General features: G+C 61.1%; 18 protein-coding genes and 1 other RNA gene. 14 read left to right on the top strand and 5 right to left on the bottom strand.

The features are described from left to right. From cpaB to EV686_RS06625, 6 genes are read left to right on the top strand one after another with little or no spacing between them, the layout of a single operon-like run. Positions 1–975, top strand: coding sequence for a Flp pilus assembly protein CpaB (cpaB, locus tag EV686_RS06650; RefSeq protein ID WP_243650767.1), 975 nt, complete (start codon positions 1–3; stop codon positions 973–975). Further along, positions 968–2,404 carry a type II and III secretion system protein family protein gene (locus EV686_RS06645; protein ID WP_132474726.1) on the top strand — a complete coding sequence of 479 codons (1,437 nt, stop codon included), beginning with the start codon at positions 968–970 and terminating at the stop codon, positions 2,402–2,404. Before cpaB ends, EV686_RS06645 begins: the two co-directional genes overlap by 8 nt. After that, on the top strand, positions 2,391–4,205 hold the full coding sequence (locus tag EV686_RS06640) for a TadA family conjugal transfer-associated ATPase (RefSeq protein ID WP_132474724.1): 1,815 nt from the start codon (positions 2,391–2,393) through the stop codon (positions 4,203–4,205). The genes EV686_RS06645 and EV686_RS06640 overlap by 14 nt, the downstream gene beginning before the upstream one ends. After that, a complete protein-coding gene (locus EV686_RS06635; protein WP_132474722.1) occupies positions 4,199–5,044 on the top strand; it encodes a type II secretion system F family protein in 846 nt (281 codons plus the stop codon). Before EV686_RS06640 ends, EV686_RS06635 begins: the two co-directional genes overlap by 7 nt. Positions 5,045–5,052: 8 nt before the next feature. Next, entirely contained in the window at positions 5,053–5,934 is an 882-nt protein-coding gene (locus tag EV686_RS06630; protein ID WP_165972522.1) for a type II secretion system F family protein, read from the top strand. After that, entirely contained in the window at positions 5,934–6,296 is a 363-nt protein-coding gene (locus EV686_RS06625) for a DUF192 domain-containing protein (protein WP_132474718.1), read from the top strand. Before EV686_RS06630 ends, EV686_RS06625 begins: the two co-directional genes overlap by 1 nt. Here the strand turns inward: EV686_RS06625 and EV686_RS06620 are convergent. Further along, positions 6,247–7,032 carry a BPSS1780 family membrane protein gene (locus tag EV686_RS06620; protein ID WP_132474716.1) on the bottom strand — a complete coding sequence of 262 codons (786 nt, stop codon included), beginning with the start codon at positions 7,030–7,032 and terminating at the stop codon, positions 6,247–6,249. The two genes, EV686_RS06625 and EV686_RS06620, sit on opposite strands and share 50 nt — an antisense overlap. Before the next feature lie 78 nt (positions 7,033–7,110). Further along, positions 7,111–8,079, bottom strand: coding sequence for a homoserine kinase (locus tag EV686_RS06615; RefSeq protein ID WP_132474714.1), 969 nt, complete (start codon positions 8,077–8,079; stop codon positions 7,111–7,113). Between the two features lie 398 nt (positions 8,080–8,477). Between EV686_RS06615 and EV686_RS06610 the strand changes: the two genes are divergently transcribed. Further along, positions 8,478–9,518, top strand: coding sequence for a tetratricopeptide repeat protein (locus tag EV686_RS06610; RefSeq protein ID WP_132474712.1), 1,041 nt, complete (start codon positions 8,478–8,480; stop codon positions 9,516–9,518). 47 nt (positions 9,519–9,565) lie between these two features. Continuing rightward, positions 9,566–9,930, top strand: a transfer-messenger RNA (tmRNA) gene (ssrA, locus tag EV686_RS06605). Positions 9,931–10,442: 512 nt separating this feature from the next. Here ssrA and EV686_RS06595 read toward each other — a convergent pair. Both EV686_RS06595 and EV686_RS06590 read right to left on the bottom strand, forming a co-directional pair. Continuing rightward, entirely contained in the window at positions 10,443–10,829 is a 387-nt protein-coding gene (locus EV686_RS06595) for a pyrimidine dimer DNA glycosylase/endonuclease V (protein ID WP_132474710.1), read from the bottom strand. 111 nt (positions 10,830–10,940) lie between these two features. Next, entirely contained in the window at positions 10,941–11,600 is a 660-nt protein-coding gene (locus EV686_RS06590; RefSeq protein WP_132474708.1) for an SOS response-associated peptidase, read from the bottom strand. Between the two features lie 189 nt (positions 11,601–11,789). Between EV686_RS06590 and EV686_RS06585 the strand changes: the two genes are divergently transcribed. The 6 genes from EV686_RS06585 (at position 11,790) to EV686_RS06560 (ending at position 16,526) form a co-directional block, all read left to right on the top strand. After that, on the top strand, positions 11,790–12,077 hold the full coding sequence (locus EV686_RS06585) for a hypothetical protein (RefSeq protein ID WP_132474706.1): 288 nt from the start codon (positions 11,790–11,792) through the stop codon (positions 12,075–12,077). A gap of 93 nt (positions 12,078–12,170) precedes the next feature. After that, positions 12,171–13,079, top strand: coding sequence for a LysR family transcriptional regulator (locus EV686_RS06580; RefSeq protein WP_132474704.1), 909 nt, complete (start codon positions 12,171–12,173; stop codon positions 13,077–13,079). A 209-nt stretch (positions 13,080–13,288) separates the two neighbouring features. Then, positions 13,289–14,269: a Bug family tripartite tricarboxylate transporter substrate binding protein gene (locus EV686_RS06575; RefSeq protein WP_165972521.1), complete on the top strand. Its 981-nt coding sequence runs from the start codon at positions 13,289–13,291 to the stop codon at positions 14,267–14,269. Between the two features lie 80 nt (positions 14,270–14,349). Then, on the top strand, positions 14,350–15,378 hold the full coding sequence (locus tag EV686_RS06570) for an amidohydrolase family protein (RefSeq protein WP_132474700.1): 1,029 nt from the start codon (positions 14,350–14,352) through the stop codon (positions 15,376–15,378). A 14-nt stretch (positions 15,379–15,392) separates the two neighbouring features. Beyond that, positions 15,393–16,100: an RraA family protein gene (locus tag EV686_RS06565; RefSeq protein WP_132474698.1), complete on the top strand. Its 708-nt coding sequence runs from the start codon at positions 15,393–15,395 to the stop codon at positions 16,098–16,100. Positions 16,101–16,205: 105 nt separating this feature from the next. Continuing rightward, positions 16,206–16,526, top strand: a complete 321-nt coding sequence (locus EV686_RS06560) for a hypothetical protein (protein WP_132474696.1) — start codon at positions 16,206–16,208, stop codon at positions 16,524–16,526. A 79-nt stretch (positions 16,527–16,605) separates the two neighbouring features. On the opposite strand, the gene EV686_RS06555 is transcribed toward EV686_RS06560, so the two are convergent. Next, positions 16,606–17,490: an EamA family transporter gene (locus tag EV686_RS06555; RefSeq protein WP_132474694.1), complete on the bottom strand. Its 885-nt coding sequence runs from the start codon at positions 17,488–17,490 to the stop codon at positions 16,606–16,608. Positions 17,491–17,703: the final 213 nt, after the last annotated feature.

Genomic DNA, 17,703 nt, shown 5'->3' with positions numbered 1-17,703 from the left:
ATGCGCCGCATCCGTATCTCCATGCCGGGGCCCACGCTCGCCGTCCTGCTGCTATCCATTGCCGCGGGCCTGGCCGCGATCTGGGGCGCCCAGGGCTACCTGAAAGGCAAAGTCATGCAGATCGAGCGGCAGCACCAGCAGCCGCAGGTGGAGCGCATTGTCGCGGCTTATGACCTGTCTGCGGGCACCAGGCTGGAAACGGATTTGCTGGCTGTGCGCAAGTTTCCAGCGGATTTCGTGCCCTCGGGGAGCATGGCGCCGGTCCAGGTCAATGAGCTGGCGGGCAAGATATTGCTTTCCGACCTGCGCGCCGGAGACATGCTGGTACGGGCGCATGCGCGATCGGCCGGGACCGGGACATTCTCGCAGCAGCTTTCCATGGGCAGGCGGGCGCTGACCATGCCGGTGGATGCGATCAATTCGGCATCCGGCTTGCTATCGCCGGGAGACATGATCGATCTGTATGTGTCGTTCGATCATCAGCGCAGGCGCATTACCGCCCCCCTGCTGCAAGGAGTACGGGTACTTGCCACAGGCACGGAAACGGGCCAGGCATCGGTCAGTGCCATGGCCGCGGGCTACGCCACTATCACGCTGGATACTACGCCCGAAGATGCGGTCAAGCTGGTGGCCGCAAGGCAGTCCGGCACGATTACGGCGATGCTGAGATCTCCGCTGGATGACGGCGCCAGCCAGAAAGCCATGCGCGGCGATCTTGCCAGCCTGCTGGGCCTGGGCGCCGCGCCTGTCGTAAAGAAGAAAGAGCGGGCGGAGGTCATCTACGGAAATCGCACTGCCAGGCCTGTGCAGTCGTTGCAGGCCGCCCCCGCGGCGGCGGCTCCCGCGCAGGGCGTATTCGATCTGCCGGTCCCTGCCGTTCTGGCAAGCAGGCTTGCGGCCTTGCCTGAGATGGGAGCGCTGCCTTACATGGCGGCAGCAGGCGAAGACATGGCAGAGGAGGCGCCGGATGAATAACCATGCAAGGCACATCGCTGGAGCTGCCCTTCTGCTGCTCAACTGGCTTTGCGCAGGCATCATTTCAGCCTCGGCAGGCGAAACGATAGAGATGGAGGTTGGCGAGGTGAAGGTTCTGTCGTCGCCTGGCGTGGCGAGAGTGGCGGTCGGCGATGGACATGTGCTCAATGCAGTCGCCACGGACGAGAAGGAAGTCATTGTTTTCGCCAGGAACGAAGGCGCCACCTCGCTGCACGTATGGTCTGAGGATGGCAGGCGCAGGAAATATCATGTGGACGTCGCCGCGACAGGGGCAAGACAACTGCAGGAGGAGCTGCGCGAGGCGCTTTCCACCATACCCGGCGTCAGTGTCCGGCAGGTGGGAGACCGCCTGGTGGTGGAAGGAGACTCCCTGGGAGACGCCGATCGGACCAGGGTCGCGTCCCTGGCCGAGCGCTATCCGCAGTTACTGGATTTCACCAGCCATGTGGGATGGGAAGATATGGTGCTGCTGGATGTCCAGGTGGTCGAAATACCGCGCAGCCGGCTGCAGGACCTGGGCGTGCGCTGGAACCCTGCGACAGAGGGCGGCCTGAATGCCGGCCTGGCATGGGAAGCGCATGGACATCCCTTGCCGGATCGACCCGGACTGGCGCCGGTTCCGGCGGTCTTTCCGGCAAGTGCGTCGGCGGCCTATTTCGGAGTCAATGCCTTGCTGTCCTCGCGCATCCAGGCCATGGCGCAGACAGGCGAGGCAGTCATGCTTGCGCAGCCGCAATTGTTGGCGCGCAGTGGCGCCACAGCGGAGTTCCTGGCCGGCGGCGAAGTGCCTTACTCCTCGACGGATAGCAATGGCAATGCCAGCACAGAGTTCAAGTCCTATGGAGTCTCGCTGCGAATTACGCCGCAGGTGGAGCGCAATTCGGCCATCCGGTCGCGCATCGAAGTCGAAGTCAGCTCGATAGACCCGTCCTTGTCGGTGCCGAACGGGCCATCCCTGAAGACGCGACGGGCCGTTACCGAGTTCAACGTGAAGTCCGGGCAAACGCTGGTGATCGCAGGCTTCATTTCGCGGGAGGATTCTCGCAATGTCGACAAGGTGCCCGCCCTGGGAGACGTGCCGTTCCTGGGAGGGCTGTTTCGCGCCACGCGCAAGCAGCGCCAGGAAACGGAGCTCGCAGTGTTCGTCACTCCCGTCGTGGTGTCTCCGGGCCATCCCGACATGGCAAGGCGGGTCGCCAATGCGCAAGGGATACTGGATGAAGCCTTTCCCGATCCACCGCGCCTGAACACGTCGATCGATACTTTGGCTGTTCCAGCCGCAGCGAGCCAGGCGGGATGGTGGGCGGGGGCCGGAGGACAGTGGACGGACAATGCGGGCCAGGCCGTGCTGGCGGGCAATCGAAGGAACCTGGTGGATTACGAGGAGGACGCCTATGTTGCGCCTTGAGCTCTGCTTCGAGGACGGTCGCGTCGAGCCCGGCGAGGTGAGGCTGCCTTGCGAGGTCGGGCGCGCAGCCGCTTGCCAGTTGCGTCTGAGCGGATGGCGCGTCGCGCGCCGACATATGGAATTTACCTTGAGGGAAAGCGGTGTATTCCTGGAGGATTACGGTTCTCTTTCGGGGACGCTCCTCAACGGCAAGCGGGTGTTTCGCCATGGCCCTCTACAGGTGGGGGACGAGATCGTGGTTGGAAATTGCCTGTTGCGGATCAAGGAAATACATATCCCTGGCCAGCGGGATGCGGCTGTATCCGCGCCGATGGAAATGAGAGAGGCTTCGTATCGCGAGCCAGGCAGGAATTCCCCTGAAGTGGGCTCCGGAACTTCCGATGTCGATAAGGCGGCTCGGGTTTCTCCGGGCAACGATACCGGCAAGGACATGCCCTCCATGTCGCCACAGGCGCATGCCGAACCTGCCGTCGCGGTACCGGGAGCCTTCGCCAAGGCGTCGGCGCCCGGCGATTTCTCCGGACATGGCAAGCGCTTGCATGCCGCGCTGCTGCATGCGCTCGACTTGCGGCGGCACGATATCGCCGACATGGATGATTCTGCCTTGCGCGTCGAGGCCATACGGCTGCTGAAGGATCTGATGGCGGTCGATCGCCAACTGCCTGAGGACATGGACAGGCAGGCCTTGTGTCGCCATATCGTGGATGAGGCTGTGGGGCTGGGGCCGCTGGAGCATCTGCTGGCGGATCCTGCGATCAGTGAAATCATGGTGAACCGCTATGACGAGATCTATGTCGAGAGCAGGGGCCGCCTTCATCGCCATGCCGCGGTTTTCAGCAGCGAATCGGCCGTGCTGGGGGTGATCGATCGGATCGTGGCTCCCATAGGGAGGCGCGTGGATGAAAGCTCTCCCATGGTCGATGCCAGGCTGAAGGACGGTTCGCGCGTCAATGCGGTGATTCCTCCCGTGGCCCTGCGGGGCGCGAGCCTGACCATACGCAAGTTCTTTGCCCATCGCCTGGCCATGCGGGACCTGATGCGGATGGGATCACTGGATGAAGCCATGTCCCGCTTCCTGCTGGGTTGCGTGCGCTTGCGCAAGAACATACTGGTTTCCGGAGGAACCGGATCCGGCAAGACGACGCTGCTCAACGTGCTCTCCGACGGCATTCCGGAAGCCGAGCGCATCGTCACCATCGAGGATGCGGCGGAACTGCGATTGAGCCATGCGCACCTGGTCAGCCTGGAGGCCAGGCCTGCCAATCTTGAAGGGAGGGGGCGGATCAGCATACGCGACCTGGTGCGCAACGCGTTGCGCATGCGCCCGGACCGTATCGTCGTCGGCGAGTGCAGAGGGGCGGAAGCCTTCGATATGCTGGCCGCCATGAACACAGGCCATGAGGGCTCGTTGACCACGCTGCATGCCAACAGCCCCAGGGATGCCTTGAGCCGGCTGGAGACCATGATATTGATGGCGGGCATGGATCTGCCGCTGGTGGCGGTGCGCGAGCATATCGCCTCGAGCGTCGACATCATCGTGCAGCAGGCGCGCATGAAAGACGGCAGCCGGCGGCTGGTATCGATCAGCGAGGTGACCGGCATGGAAAGCGGCTGCATCCAGCTGCAGGAACTGTTCCGGCTGGAGCCGGCCCCGGAACCTGGCTTCCGGGGATGTGGTGTCGTTCCCGATTGGCTGGCGGATGGGATCGGCGATATTCCGGGGATGGGCAGCGCGGCTTTTTCCGGATTCAGCCCATTGCCGGTCGAGCATCCGGCGGCATCGGGAGAGCACGCATGTTGATCATGACCGTAATCCTTTCCGGCACTCTTGCCGCGGTGGCATGCTGGTATCTTGGCCTGTCCGGCATGCGCATTTATCGGTATTGCCGGCATGTGTTCCAGGAACGCATGCGAGACCAGATGCAGCAGTTTTTCCTGTTCCTCGATCCGGGAACCTTGTGGGGGGCGACCTTGCTGCTGTCGGCGGCCTGCACGCTGCTGGTCCACCTGCTCCTGCAGTTCTGGCTGCTGTCGTCGGGGACGCTGGCGGCGTGCTTGCTGCTGCCGCGCTTTCTGCTGTCCCGCTGGCGCCGCAGGCGTCTGGAGCGCTTCGATGCCCAATTGCCGGATTTTCTGCTTGCCCTCGGCGGAGCGCTGCGCGCAGGCGCGGGCGTGCAGGCAGCCCTGCGCCAGCTGGTGGCGGACATGCCTGCACCGTTGGGGCAGGAGTTTGCATTGCTTTTGCGCGAGCAGCGCATGGGCGTCGGTTTTGAGACGGCGCTCGACAGCCTGAATCGCAGGACGGGGACCGAGGGTGCGGCGCTCATGGTGTCCGCGCTGCAGGTGGCGGGCAGCAGCGGCGGCAATCTGGCCGGAACCCTGGAGGGCATTGCGCAGACTTTGCGCGACAGGCAGCACATGGCCGGACGCATTCGCGCCCTGACGGCCCAGGGGCGCTTGCAGGCCTGGATCATGGCATGTCTTCCCGTCGGCCTGATACTGGTCCTTTCCTGGTTGCAGCCTCAGGCCATGCAGCCCTTGTGGGACACGACGCAGGGATGGGTCGTTGTGGGACTGATCCTGGCGCTCGAGACTGCAGGCATCGTGATGGTGCGCCGTATCGTCGACATCGACATCTGAGGGGAGAAATGACGTTCTGGCTGATCTGTCTCGCTGCGGGCATATCGATCACTGCCGGCATGCTGTTCCTGCTGCGTCCCGTGACTGTCTGCGACAGACTGGAGCAGGATCTGCGGGATGCCGGCACGGAAGAGGCGCTGCTGCGCTGGTGCCGCCCCTGGGTGAGGGCCCTGACACCTATGTGCCGGCGTCTGATGTCCAGGCAACTGCACTGGCGCCTGTCGCGACGGCTGGAGATGGCGGGCTGGCAGGACCGGTATGATCCTGAGGAGTTTCTGGCCATGCAGTGCCTGGCCGGCATGCTGGGCGCAGGTGCGACCGTGGCGACCATGTCCGCAAGCTTGCCTTTATCCCTGGTCTGGCTGCTGGCGCTTCCCGCTGCCGGTGCCGCTGCTTTCCTGCCGTTCAGGCATTTGCAGGTGCTGGCGCAAGGTCGGCAAGCGCGCATGTTGAAAGAGTTTCCTTTCATCCTGGATATCACGACGCTCTGCGTCGAGGCCGGCGCCAATTTCCATGGAGCCCTGGTACAAGTAGCCGCCTATTGCCCGGATGGCGCATTGAAGCAGGAGCTGGCGCGCACGCTTGCACAGATCCGTGCAGGCATGCCCAGGCACCAGGCGCTGGATGACATGGCATCGAGAACGGGATTGCCGGCCGTCAAGCATTGGGTCATTGCGGTGCGCCAAGCGGAACAGATGGGTATGAGTCTTGCTCCTTTGCTGCGCGCACAGGCGGCGCGCCAGCGCTCCGAACGTTTCCTCAGGGCGGAGACCAAGGCCATGCAGGCGCCTGTGAAAATGCTGTTCCCGCTGGTGTCGTGCATCTTCCCGTGCACGTTCCTGGTCATCGCTTTTCCCGTGGCCGTGCAGTTACTAGAGGATTTGCGCTGATGCGATTGCGGCTGCTGTCTTCCTTCCGGCAACGCTTGCTGGGCCTGCATGCCTGCTCCGAGCCGGCGGAGCATGAAGGAGTATGGCTGGTGCCGTGCGCGGCTATCCATACCTTTCTGCTGCCATATGCTGTCGACGTGCTGTTTCTGGATTCAGCGTATCGCGTAATGGGCCGTCGCCATGAGCTGCCGCCGAATCGCATGGCATGGCACTGGGGAGCGGCCTCCGTGGTCGAGCTGCCGGGCGGCTATTGCCGCCGTCATCCGGATCATGCGTTCCGGGTACGCGAGGCAGCCATGGCCATGCGGCCTATCACTGATCGGCGCTATCGTCCTGGCGATAGTTGGCGCCGAAGACGCTGATGTAGGTCGGGTAGAAGCTGCAGTACAGCAGCGTGGCGATCATGATGTTCAGCGGCGTCAGCAGCAGTTGCGCGGTAGCCGGCGACATGCCCGACGACAGCAGGGCGCCCGCAAACATCTGGGCGGCATAGAAGATCGCGCCCCAGCTCAGGCCGTACAGCAGGAACGGCCACTTGTTGCGCCAGCATGCCACCATCGAGAAGAACAGCGCCTGCGAAAGTTTCATGCCATGCCATCCCGTCAGGGCGGGAGCGTGCCAGAACAGGGCGGAAATCACGACGTAGAACAGCAGGAAGGTCAGCAGCGGGCCGCGAATCGCCTGGGCCAATGCGTGCGGGTCCACCTCGCCCTGGGTGTTGACGATCTCGGTCAATTCGGAAACGAAAGGCATGACGGCCAGGAAGCCGGCGGCCAGGCAGCAGACCATGTAGGCCAGGCCGAGCTTGATCAACCGGCTCCTGATATTGGCATTCTTCAGCGGCTCCAGCCACATGGAGAAGTGCATGATCTTGCCGGCGGCAATATTGCGGCAGGCGCACAAGGTAAGGAACGTCAGGATGGGCGTGACGGCGATGAGCGCCATCTGCCCGAACAGCGGGATGAGATAGCTGAGCGTGATCAGCAGGCCCGTGGCCATGCCCCAGAAGAACATGGGCATGGGCTGGCGCTTGAACAGGCGGTAGCCTTCCTGTATCCAGAACCAGCCGGCGCTAATGGGAAGAATGGCTGCTTGCATAGGGCGAAATCGAAAAAACCAGGTGAGAAAGTTGCGGCGCGGAAAGCGGCTGCCCCGGCGAGCCGGGACTGTATGCATTCAGGGCAGCACGGGAGCGGGGCTTGTCCTGCGGGCCGTCAGCACGCGCTCGAAGTGCGTGGGATCGTGCGGCTTCAGCGTCTGCGCCGGGCGCGGGAGGTGATAATCATACAGGCGCGATATCCAGAAGCGCAGGGCGGCGGCCTGCAGGATGCGCGGCCAGACTTCGCGTTCTTCGGACGTGAACGGCCGGACGGCGGCATAGGCGGACAGCCACGCATCGACCAGCTCCGGCTTGAATACGCCGCTGGCGCGCTCGATGCACCAGTCGTTGATGGCCACGGCCACGTCGAACAGCCATGTATCGCAGCCAGCGAAATAGAAATCGATGATCCCGCCGATCCTGGGCATTTCGAAAGTACCGTCGAACAATACGTTGTCGCGGAACAGGTCGCAGTGCGCCGGGCCGCGGGGCAGCGCCTGGTAGGCTTCGGATTGCGCCAGCGCGATCTGCTCGTCCAGCACGCTGGTCAGCAGTTCAGACTGTTCCGGCGCCAGAAAAGGCAGGATCGCCGGCGTCGTCTTCCTCCACCAGTCCAGCCCGCGCAGATTGGGCTGCTGGATAGGGAAGTCGACTGCGGCCATGTGCGCGCGCGCCAGCGTGGCGGCAATCTGCCGGCAGTGCTCGGCGCTGGGAGAGGCCTCGTAGCCGCCTGACAGGCGGGTCACGATGGCGCAGGGCTTGTCCTTGAAGCGCGTCAGCCGCTCGCCCGTCTTTAGCGCCTGGGGGTGAGGCACCGGGACTCCCTTGCTGGCCAGGTGATGCATGAGTTCGATATAGAACGGCAACTGCTCCTGGGTCAGCACCTCGAACAGGGTCAGTACATACGAGCCCTGTGTGGTTTCCAGAAAGAAATTCGTGTTCTCGATGCCTGCGGTAATGCCGCGCAGAGACACGAACTCGCCGATCGAGTAGCGTGTCAGCAGTTCGCGGGCATCGGCCTCGCTGACCGGAGTGAATACAGCCATAGTGAAATGTGTCCGTCGCGGGTGATGTGGATTCGAGGGAGTGCGGTGGATTTTAGTCCACTCGGCGGGATTGTGCGTTGCGGTGCGATACTTGTGAGGTCCGGGGGGAGCCTCCTCGTCACTATACAGGGGCGCCTGCGGCGCCGTATGAGTACTGCCCCGCTAGCCTCGTCGTAAACGACGAGGCTAGCGCTTGGGCGCGTGGCCAAAGCAGGGGATTATGACAAAGTTTCACCTTTGTTCGGCCGGGGACCCGGGTGCCATCATGCTAGATTTATCGCTATGATGATAACAAGATCTAGTATGTGGAAGGCCGCCCGGGAATCCCTGTCGCGCTGAAGCGATGCGGCCTGTTCCGCGACAGACATGGAGGCTTTCGATGATGGAATACGCACGTCATGACTAATCGCACAGAAATCCCGGATGGAGCGGGTTTCGTGTTCGAACGGATTACGCAGGACAGCGGGCGCTTTCGCCTGGCTGGAGACGACGCCGCGGCAGTGGCCTCGGAATTCGACGGCCTGCTGGAGCGCCGCGACGCGGGCAGGCTGAGCGAATCCCGGTTCCTGTCTTCCGTGCAGGACCTTCTGGCCGGCAAGCCATGGTTCGCGCCCGCCGGCGCGCATCTGGCATTCATGTACTTCGAGCAGGGGCGCGCCGACAAGGCGCTGGATGTCGCCCTGCAGGCACTGGACCGGCTCAATGCGCTCGTGCCGCGGGACTTCGATGGAATGATCGGCTGGGAAGGCGAAGAAAACCAGATATTCCTGCGGCTGCAGCATATCGTGGCGTTGTGCCATATACGCCTGCGCAAGCATTGCGATGCGGTGGAAGTCCTGCAGCGGCTGCTGCGCCACTGTCCGGAGGACAGTCTGGGCGTCCGGCTGCTGCTGGGGCCCGAACATCTGCGCTGCGGCAGCGTGGCCGAGGCGCGCGGCTCCCTTCAGCCATACCAGGAACTGCACCCTTCCTATAGCTACGAACTGGGGCTCAGTTTTCTGATGGAGCAGGACTGGGTGCGTGCAGCCACGGCCTTGCGCAAGGGCTTTGCCGCCAATCCCTACGTGGCGGAAATCCTGTGCGGCAACCCGGATCCCCAGGCGCTGGCTGTCTGGCATGCCAATCTCTACGAACAGCCGGAAGCGGCCAAGGATTACCTGGACGCCTATGCCGATCTCTGGCACGACACCGAAAACAGCCAGCGTTTCCTGCATTGGCTGTTCCACCATCCCGCCGTGCTCGAGGAAAGGGCGGGCATCCTGGCCTGCAAGGAAGCATTGCGCTGGGAGAGGGACGGCAAGGCTCGAGCCCAGTGGCTGCAAAAGCTGGAGCAGCGTCTGGAGGCCATAGATGACGGTCTGTCGGAGCGTGTCGTCGTCCAGCACACCGACATGGACGGCCGCCGCGGCTATCCCTGGGAACTGCGTTTGCGGTTCTGATGAAAATACTGTGAATTTAGACAGATGTCTGGTATGATGTGTTTTCTGGGGTCGATCCGGATTCGACGTGGGTCGCGAAGCAGAACAGGGCATGTCGAGCACCAGTAAGCTCGTAAATCCACTGGAACACTACAAACGCCAACGACGAGCGTTTCGCTCTGGCCGCTTAAGCGGTGAGCCGCTGCACTGATTTGTCCTTGGGTCAGGTGGGGTAAAACCCACAGCAGCGTCATCTACAAGGAATCGGGTCTGGCCAGGTCACTGGGCTATGCCTTAAATCAGTGTGAATCGCCAAGGAAGGGCCTGCTGGTTGGCACGCTCCAAGGTTAAAACTCAAAATTAACCGGATAAACATGTAGAACTGTCTGTAGAGGGCTTGCGGACGGGGGTTCAATTCCCCCCGACTCCACCAAAATTCCTTTATTAATCAAGCCACTAGCGATAGTGGCTTGATCTTTTTTGGCTCTACCCCATTATTGAGCTGAGGCTCTTCTCGGCGGCTCTACTCCATTATCAATGGAATGGGTGCCCCTACCTGAAGAGCCAGGGTCCCTGAAGTGAGGGGGCAGCGCATTCACCAAATTCGGCTGGTTATAAGCCAGCATGGGCAACGCTAAGGGTGCAGATGATGTCTTTCCGGGTTTTAAGCCGCTGCGGTGTGTCGTTGTTATTTCTGGCGTTTCTTGCTGGATGCTCGACTGGCGTCGAACGGATGAAGTGCAAGCTGAGCCCCAGCAGTTGCATGTATGAGGGCTCATACGAAGAAGGCGAAGAGGAATTTGCCGAGCAAGAGGCGAAAGACCTCAACAAGGCGCAATCCAGAAAAGTACGCCGCCAATCAAAGTCACTGTGATTGTTATCAAGTGAGCAAAGCAGAATCGAAAAGCAGACTGCGCGTCGAGAGATCGGCGGGTTTGGCGCAGATTATTTGAGGGCTTGGGCGGCTAAAGGGCTGCGTTCTTTGATTCTCTGGCGATTGATGCGCAGCGCCTCTTCGGTTGGTTCCCAGGAGCCCCAGAACGAGTCAGGTATTGACGGGAAGTCTTTGCGCCTGATACCGCCAAACGATGGTTTGTAGCCGCGTCGCTTCATTTCCTCTACCAAGGCTGCATGACGTTCGGCTAGAAAGCCCAAACGAGTGTAGAAAAAGAGCAGGTGGCCCTTTCCTAACGTGTAGTTCGAGGGCTGCGAAAGCGCGCCGCGTGTTGCTGCCTTTTCCGCCAAGGCGAATACCCGGGGCAATTCACGGTACTCGGCAACCAAATGGGGGCCGCTTAGCTCTTCGACTGGGACGCAGTTAATTCGGGTCATGTTCTCGTCTGGCTGGCAAAACTAATTTATACCAGTTGTCTCCTCCACAGCCGCCGCTGCGTTTCGCTTCCCGTTGAGCCGAAAGGTTGCCGGACTTTGAGGCTTGGCCGATCATATCGGCGCCGTCGCATCAGGGCTCTGGTAGTTGCGGTTGCTTATCTTATACGAGACCTTCCACCAGCCGAATTCCGACTCGGGCCGGGGAGTGGACAGCAACAGCAAAGCGTCGTCCACCGACAGGCCAGAATCCACCCAGGCATTCGCATCGTCGGGAGCCAGCGCAATTGGCCTGCGGTCGTGAATGTCCACCATTCCGCCGGCTCCGTCGTCCGTGATGATGGTCATGCCGTGATTGGGATGATCGTCGGAGCCAGGCTCCCAGCCGGTCATTCCGGCCAGCAGTGCAGGACGATCGTCCTTAGGATGAATGAACCACGGCTGTTTGACGCCTTGTTCGCCAGTCCATTCGAACCAACCGTCGACCGGAACGACGATGCGGCGGGACAGTACCGGCTTCCAGAATGGTGACTGGCGCAGGACAGTATCCAGACGGGCATTGATGGCCGGAGATTTCTCGTGCCATCGCGGGCTGTAGCCCCAGAATATCCGGCTGACGGCCGGCTCTCCGGATAGCCGATGCAGGACCATTGGCATGGTTCCAGGAGACACGTTATATTTCGGGCCGCTGCCGGGATCGCCGACATACTGCCCCCAGCCCATCTGGTTTGCGTAAACCGCCCCCGCCTCGCGCTGACTGAATCTGCTGCACATGTCCGCACCTCCCGTCAGTGGTGGTATGAGTACGGTATGCGCTCCGCCGCCATACGTCAATCATCTGGTTCCTGCTCCATCGTGCAGGCAGGAACGATTACCGTCGGCGCATGAGGGGACGAAAAGGGGTGTTAGCATATTCATGAAGATTCCATCGTTGCGTACCATGACAGAATAGAAGGGAAGTCCATGAAACATGCATTTATCGCGATTGCCGTCCTTGCAGTCTCAGGCTGCGCGAGCGTGAATGAATCCTACGCGCCCGATGGACGGAAAGCCTACGAGCTCAATTGCAGCGGCACGACGCGCAACTGGGACAAATGCCTTTCCAAGGCCGAAAGCCTGTGCAAGCCCGCGGGATACGACGTCCTGAGAAAAACCGGGGAGGGGCGTGCGCCCGCCGGCGGAGGGGCTGGCGGCCTCTACGGCTCCCAGACCTATGAGCGGGGGATGCTCATTGCATGCAAGCCTCGATGATGAGGTAGTCCGGTGTGCCGGGCTGCAGTGACGCCCGGCCATCACCAAGTCGTTTTCGGCCAGTTCGTTCCATAATTCCAAAAAGGGTGACGAATGGATTTACGGCAGCTCGAGTGTTTTATCTACGTCGCCGAACTGGGCAGCTTCACGCAGGCCGCCATGGTGCTCGACGTGGGCCAGCCTGCGCTGAGCCGGCAGGTGCGCCGCCTGGAAGTGGAACTCAGGCAGACGCTGTTCTATCGCAATGGCCGTGGCGTCAGCCTCACTGAAGCCGGCAAGCGCCTGCTGGCGCACGGGCGCACGATCCAGATGCAGTTCGAGCATGCCCGCCACGATGTCGAGGATTCGCGTGGAAGCCCCTTGGGACGCGTCACCATAGGCTTTCCTTATGCGGTAGGGCGCGCGCTGACCGCTCCGTTCGTCAAAGCATTTCGGGCCCGCTATCCAAAGGCGAGCCTGTGCATCACCGAAGGCCTGACCATTCATCTTTACGAATGGCTGCTTTCGGGCCGCATCGATATTGCGCTGCTGCATGATCCGGTGCCGTCGCCCAGCCTGGATATTCAGCCCATACGCGAGGATGATTTGCTGTTGCTGGGCTACAGGAAGCCCAGACAGGCAGCGGTCGGGTCTCCGATACCCTTGCGCAAAGTCGCCGAACTGCCTCTCATCATGCCTTGCCGCCCGCACTCATTGCGCATGATGATCGAAACGCGCCTGGCCAATATGGGATTGAAGCCGACGATCGTGCTGGACGTCGATTCGGTAGCTTCCATTGTGAAACTTGTATCGGAAGGCGAAGGCTACGCGATTGCGACGCAGCATGCCATTGCCGCGAGCGATGACCAGGATCATCTGCAGAGCCGTCGTATCATCGCGCCGCGCATGAGCAGCGTCCTGGCAATGGCTACTTCCGCCGAGCGCCCGTTGACGACTCTGGTCCAGCGGACCTGCGAACTGTTTCATGAAGTCCTGCCGGTTTCCGCCGGGAAAGACAACTGATCCGACCGCGCCCGCAAGCTGTGTTTCCGATGGCGTTCGCACGCCAAAAAGACGAGTCCTGCAGCTATGCTTTTCAGGAATATCAGCTAGGCAGAATGTCTCTTCCAATGCTTTCTTGCTGCGACTAGTATGAATCCGTCGTCTTCAGCGACATCATGCTGCAAGCCTGCCTTGTCACTACCCATAAGAAAGTGAAGGAGACATTTCAAATGAAGACAAATTTCAATCGCATGCTGGGGGTGGCCGTCATAGGGACCGTCGCCTCCCTGGGTATTGCCGCTCCAGCCAGTGCGGCATTTCCTGAAAAACCCATCACGTTGGTCGTTCCCTTTCCTCCGGGGGGAGCGGTTGATACCTTGGGACGCATTTTTGCCGAGAGCATCAATTCCCAGACGGGGCAGCCCGTCGTCGTCGAGAATCGCGCCGGCGCCAATGGCAATATCGGCACCGAGGCGGTCGTCAGGGCTGCGCCGGACGGTTACACCCTGCTGATCGGCGCCAATGGCCTGACGACCAATCCTTCGGTCTATCCCAAGCGTTCGTTCAACGAAGTCAGCGATCTGGATCCGGTGGCCTATGTAGGTTATGCACCCCTGATTCTCGTAGTGGCGCATGACTCGCCCTTCAAGACCTTCGACGATATGATCAAGGCCGCCAAGGCCAAACCGAATGCAGTATCCTTTGCCACATCCGGAAGCGGAAGCGCTCCTCATCTGGCTTCGGAACTGCTCAAGCTCAAGACTGGAACCGAGATGCTGCATGTGCCGTACAAAGGCGGCGCTCCGGCCAAGCTCGACCTGGTCACGGGCCGGGTCTCATTCATGTTCTTGAATCCGCTGGAGGCCGTGCCGCAAGTGGAAGCCAAGAAGCTGCGGGCGCTCATGGTCGACAGCCCTGAGCGTATCCCTCAGTTGCCTGATGTTCCCACGGCAAGCGAACTGGGCTATTCCGATCTCGAGGCTCATGTGTGGTGGGGTTTCGCCGTGCCGAAAGGCACGCCTGCGGAAACCATCGAGGCGCTCAACCGCTATATCAACAAGGCGTTGCAGGACAAGAAGGTCCAGGAAAAGCTCGAGCAGATGGCGATTACCATCGGCGGCGGCTCCGTGGCTGATTTCAACAAGTACTTTCACGAGCAGGTGCAGAAGTGGGCAGATGTCGTGAAGAAGGTCGGCCTTGCCATCGATTGATGCGCCACGTAGCCTAGACCTGGATAAAGGGCCGGTCTTCGGACCGGCATTCGATCATCGTTTCGGAAATATGGACAGGCATGATTATCGATTGTCACGGACACTATACGACGGCTCCCAGGGCGCTGGGAGAGTTTCGCGCCTGGCAGCAGGAGATGCTGAAGGATCCTGAAGGCGCAGGGAAGGATCCGGGCGTTGTTGTCAGTGACGACGAGATCCGCGAGTCGCTGGAGGGAAATCAGCTGCGCATTCAGCAGGAGCGCGGAGTCGATCTGACGCTTTTTTCGCCGCGCGCAGGCGGCATGGCCCATCATGTCGGGGACGCCTCTACCAGCGAGGCCTGGACCCGCCATTGCAACGATCTCATCCATCGTGCGGTCGAGCTGTATCCAGACAGGCTCGCCGGCGTATGCCAGTTGCCCCAGTCTCCCGGCGTGAGTCCGGCAAACTGCATACCGGAACTGGTGCGCTGCGTGGAAGAGATGGGCTTTGTCGGATGCAACATCAATCCCGATCCCACGGATGGATACTGGACCGATCCGCCCTTGACGCACCGTCATTGGTATCCGCTGTTCGAAAAAATGGTCGAGCTGGACGTGCCTGCGATGGTGCATACCAGCTGCTCCTGCAATCCCAACTTCCATTTCACCGGCGCCCACTATCTGAACGGCGACACGACAGCTTTCATGCAGTTTATCGAGTCCGATCTGTTTCGCGACTTCCCATCGCTCAAGTTCATTATTCCGCACGGAGGCGGAGCGGTGCCTTATCACTGGGGACGCTATCGGGGACTGGCCCAGAACATGGGGCGGCCACCCCTGGAAACGCTGATGCGGAATGTGTTTTTCGATACCTGCGTGTATCACCAGCCTGGTATCGAGCTGCTTCTCAATGTGGTGCCTCCGGAGAATATTCTGTTCGCTTCCGAGATCATTGGGGCGGTCAAGGGCGTGGATCCCCAGACGGGGTTCCACTACGATGACACCAAGCGTTATATCGATGCGGTAGATTGGCTGTCGCCCGATGTGCGGGAGCAAGTGATGGGAGGCAATGCCTTGCGTGTCTTCAGCCGTCTTCGGGCAAGACTGGAGTCCCAGGGCCGCATCTGACCAAGGAGGAACGAATGATCAACAGCCGTTATGAGCGCGTCGATGAATCGACGCTGGCCGCCTGCGCCGATCTGCCCGCATCGATACTGGCGGATGTGTGCGGGCGGCGCGGCGCGCTCGACAGCCGGATCCGGGCCATGCGGCCGGGGCTGCGTTTATGCGGCACGGCATTTACCGTGGACGTGCGGCCGGGCGATAACCTGATGATCCATGCCGCGTTGATGCTGGCCCGGCCCGGAGACGTGCTGGTCGTCGACGGCAAGGGAGACACGACGAGCGCGCTCATGGGCGAGCTGATGTGCGCGCATGCTGTCAAAGCCGGACTTGCCGGAGTCGTGGTGGACGGCGCCATACGCGATGTGGAAACGTTGCGCGAAGGCAGCTTGCCTGTATATGCGTGCGGTTCCAATCCCAACGGTCCGACACGCACCCAGGGCGGCCGCATCGGCTACCCGGTATCCGTCGGCGGTGTCGTTGTAGAGCCTGGCGACTTGGTCGTTGGGGATGACGATGGCGTGGTGGTCGTGTCCAGGCGCGAAGCATCCGCTATGCTCGACGCTGCGCGCCGCAAGGTCGAGGCCGAAGCGCAGCGCATGCGCGACATTGAAAACGGCCAATTGCTTTACGGCTGGCTGGAAGGCGCGCTGCATGCTTCGGGCGCGTTGCCGCAAGGCCAGTCTCTGGATGCCATGATCCAGGCCTTCAGGAAGAGCGGGGCATGATGCCGTCGAGCGTGGATTTTTTCGGCTGACTCATGGTTTTCCTTTAGGGATTTTGATGCGGGATGTCCTTAGAATGGATCCATTCCTTCGAACCCTGGAGCTGCCATGAAGATCAAGAAAACCGAAAAAGTCGATGAAGGAAAAGTCAGCGCTTTGCGCGCAAAGCTCCCCGGGCAGCCGGAAGTCCAGATCGATGAGAAGGGGAAGCTGGCGGTCCAGCTGACTGTGTGGGCCCAGAACGAAGCCGGTGTTTCGGAGCAATATCAGGTGACCCTGACGGACGGGGATGTCGAACGGCTGCTGGCCAGCCTGGCAAGCCCGAAGACCCCGGAGCATACGCAGGTGGTCGGCAACTTCATGCAGCAGAATTTGCGCAGCATTCTCCGCCTGAGCGCCCTTGGATCGGGTGTTGCACTGGCGGATTAGGCTCCCGTCCTTGTCCGGAGGCGGTTGCAACTACACAAGAATCAAGAAGAAGGCGGCCAATCCAGGCCGCCTTCTTTTTCTATTTGCCGTCCCGTGCTGTACGGCCCAGCGCTCCCAGGGTGCTGCCCGCGGCCGCCGACATGATGAGCACGATTGCCAGCCACTGGATTGCAGTAAGGCGTTCATCCAGGATGAAGAATCCCGCGATGGCGGCGATGGCGGGAGCTGTGCTGACGACGATGCTGAAGAGCGGAGCGGCCATTCTTTGCAAGGCCGTCATCTCCAGGGAATAGGGGATGGCGCTCGACAGGGCGGCCACGGCAAGCCCGATCAGAAGGATGTCCGGCGATAAGAGCATGGCGCCGGCGCCGGCAACGCCGAATGGAAGAGTGACGATGGCCGCCACCACCATGCCCCAGGCGACGGCATCGACACCAGGCTCCGATGCCAGCCGTTTGCCGGAAAGAATATAAAGCGCCCAGGAAACCGCCGCGCCGATGGCGCATGCGACGCCGATGGGATCCAGGGCGGAGGCGCCGCCGGTCAAGGGAAGCAGGAGCACGAGTCCGCAGACGGCTGTCGCGAGCCAGACGAAATCCCTTTTCTTCCTGGCGCCAAGAAGCACGACTGCCAGCGGGCCGAGAATCTCGATGGCGACGGCCACTCCGATGGGAATGCGGGCAAAGGCCTGGTAGATGACCAGGTTCATTACTCCCAAGGTCGTTCCGTACAGCAACAGACTTCTATAGATGTCCTGCCGGGGCGTTGCCTTCCATGCGCGTCGAATCAGCACGAGCAGGCATGCGGCAAGGCCGATGCGAAGAAAAGCCATCCCGGCGGGGCCGACCAAGGGAAACAGGGTTTTTGCGAACGCGGCGCCGATATTCTGGCTGACAAGCGAGGAGACAACGGCGAGTGCGCCTATGAGAGGCTGGCTTTTGCTGGCGGGAGAGGCTGCGTTCATCGCGCAATTATACGTATGCGGAAGTGGACATTTTCTGACCATCGAAACGCAATTGCACGGCTGTATTGCGTTTCGATGACATACCCTATGGATACCCCCAGGGTTATGCACAGACAGTGGGGATAACACGGCGATTTGTATCTGCCGGAGCAATGAAGAAAAGCGTGGGCGGGGATGACTGCTTCAGGCTCGTTATGCTATAAATGCAACGGT

This window comes from Paracandidimonas soli (assembly GCF_004342005.1).
In the GTDB taxonomy this organism is placed as follows: Bacteria; Pseudomonadota; Gammaproteobacteria; order Burkholderiales; family Burkholderiaceae_B; genus Paracandidimonas; species Paracandidimonas soli.
This window is presented reverse-complemented; position numbering and strand designations above follow the sequence as displayed.

Bases quoted from the DNA above. Each gene is read 5' to 3' on its own strand.
- EV686_RS06560 (WP_132474696.1), top strand. From the start codon at position 16,206: ATGAAGATCAAGAAAACCGAAAAAGTCGATGAAGGAAAAGTCAGCGCT.
- EV686_RS06620 (WP_132474716.1), bottom strand. From the start codon at position 7,032: ATGCAAGCAGCCATTCTTCCCATTAGCGCCGGCTGGTTCTGGATACAG.
- EV686_RS06625 (WP_132474718.1), top strand. From the start codon at position 5,934: ATGCGATTGCGGCTGCTGTCTTCCTTCCGGCAACGCTTGCTGGGCCTG.
- EV686_RS06630 (WP_165972522.1), top strand. From the start codon at position 5,053: ATGACGTTCTGGCTGATCTGTCTCGCTGCGGGCATATCGATCACTGCC.
- EV686_RS06555 (WP_132474694.1), bottom strand. From the start codon at position 17,490: ATGAACGCAGCCTCTCCCGCCAGCAAAAGCCAGCCTCTCATAGGCGCA.
- EV686_RS06645 (WP_132474726.1), top strand. From the start codon at position 968: ATGAATAACCATGCAAGGCACATCGCTGGAGCTGCCCTTCTGCTGCTC.
- EV686_RS06580 (WP_132474704.1), top strand. From the start codon at position 12,171: ATGGATTTACGGCAGCTCGAGTGTTTTATCTACGTCGCCGAACTGGGC.
- cpaB (WP_243650767.1), top strand. From the start codon at position 1: ATGCGCCGCATCCGTATCTCCATGCCGGGGCCCACGCTCGCCGTCCTG.
- EV686_RS06640 (WP_132474724.1), top strand. From the start codon at position 2,391: ATGTTGCGCCTTGAGCTCTGCTTCGAGGACGGTCGCGTCGAGCCCGGC.
- EV686_RS06585 (WP_132474706.1), top strand. From the start codon at position 11,790: ATGAAACATGCATTTATCGCGATTGCCGTCCTTGCAGTCTCAGGCTGC.
- EV686_RS06575 (WP_165972521.1), top strand. From the start codon at position 13,289: ATGAAGACAAATTTCAATCGCATGCTGGGGGTGGCCGTCATAGGGACC.
- EV686_RS06610 (WP_132474712.1), top strand. From the start codon at position 8,478: ATGACTAATCGCACAGAAATCCCGGATGGAGCGGGTTTCGTGTTCGAA.
- EV686_RS06570 (WP_132474700.1), top strand. From the start codon at position 14,350: ATGATTATCGATTGTCACGGACACTATACGACGGCTCCCAGGGCGCTG.
- EV686_RS06635 (WP_132474722.1), top strand. From the start codon at position 4,199: ATGTTGATCATGACCGTAATCCTTTCCGGCACTCTTGCCGCGGTGGCA.
- EV686_RS06615 (WP_132474714.1), bottom strand. From the start codon at position 8,079: ATGGCTGTATTCACTCCGGTCAGCGAGGCCGATGCCCGCGAACTGCTG.
- EV686_RS06595 (WP_132474710.1), bottom strand. From the start codon at position 10,829: ATGACCCGAATTAACTGCGTCCCAGTCGAAGAGCTAAGCGGCCCCCAT.
- EV686_RS06590 (WP_132474708.1), bottom strand. From the start codon at position 11,600: ATGTGCAGCAGATTCAGTCAGCGCGAGGCGGGGGCGGTTTACGCAAAC.
- EV686_RS06565 (WP_132474698.1), top strand. From the start codon at position 15,393: ATGATCAACAGCCGTTATGAGCGCGTCGATGAATCGACGCTGGCCGCC.